Here is a 1,108-nt window from a genome sequence, read left to right as displayed (position 1 = left end):
TAGCAAAAGTGATTCCATATACTCCCGATACTACCCACAATAAGAGATTTTTCTTATCTACTTTTTTTTCATCTCTTCCTCCTTAACTGAACATAAGGAATCCTGTTAAAGTTCCCAAAAGCGTAGAATCCTCTGTTAAGCAATTCTTATATCAATTAATTAAAACCTTTAATTCTTGATAAGGTAATGACTATCAAAAGGTCAGCATAGTGCAGTTCATCATAATAACACCGAATACTACTGTTCGAAGACAAAAAAGAGCCTTTAGAGTAAAGCTTTTTTTTAGAAGCCATTTCAATAGGAGTTGCTTTTTCTGGTAGCAACATACAAATTCTGTATTTTTATATAAATAAAGCTTTCTTTTTTTCAATTTGAAATGGATATCATTGATTTCAACAATTCAATGGGGACTATTCCAATTAGCCAGTTATTATTACGTCAAAACAGTCTTCCCTTGTGCTTTTAAATTTTTGTAAGACTAATGACCAATATTAAAACGATAAAAAAGTATACTGCTGAGAAGAATATTTTTTTATTTACTTTTGTGGACCCATGTATTTTTTTACTCTCTGATAAAATGATCAAAAATAATAATAGAAATAGAATAACTATTAAAAATAAAAGTAAGAGTTTATTAGCTTGAAAAAAATCAAAATAGGCATCGACAATTATAGCAAGCGTAAGTGTATATACTCCCGTTAGTACCCACAATAAGAGATTTTTCTTATTTACCTTTTTTTTCATCTCTTCCTCCTTAATTGAATTTAAGGAATCATGTTGAAGTCTCTAAAGCGAAGAATCAGCCGATTAAGGCATTTCTTATATCAGCTAAATGCTTTTAAATTTTTGTAAAAAGAATGACTTATGTATTTTTATGTAAATAAGAACTTTTTTCAATTTGAAATGGATATCATTGATTTCAACAATTTAAAGGGGTTTCAATACCTAAATATTACTACTTCTAAGTTTTCTGCAATTGTTTTTTAAATCCGAGTAATAATATTAATTAGTATAATAACCATCCATGATGTACCCATCACCCCCATGAATGAAAATTAATTTTGGACTAGAAATCGTTACGCAAACTTTGTATTCTATTGTTGAACAG

1 protein-coding gene is annotated in these 1,108 nt (G+C 28.4%); it reads right to left on the bottom strand.

Annotation, left to right across the window (positions count from 1 at the left end; all coding sequences use genetic code 11):
• Positions 1-462: 462 nt before the first annotated feature.
• Complete coding sequence (locus T323_RS0115800) at positions 463-744, bottom strand: hypothetical protein (RefSeq protein ID WP_026674124.1); 282 nt, start codon at positions 742-744, stop codon at positions 463-465.
• Between the last annotated feature and the right edge of the window lie 364 nt (positions 745-1,108).

Origin of the sequence: Alkalihalobacillus bogoriensis ATCC BAA-922, assembly GCF_000621445.1 — a bacterium.
In the GTDB taxonomy this organism is placed as follows: Bacteria; Bacillota; Bacilli; order Bacillales; family Bacillaceae_F; genus Bacillus_AO; species Bacillus_AO bogoriense.
Note: the sequence above shows the minus strand (reverse complement) of the source record. Positions and strands in the feature narration are given on the sequence as shown.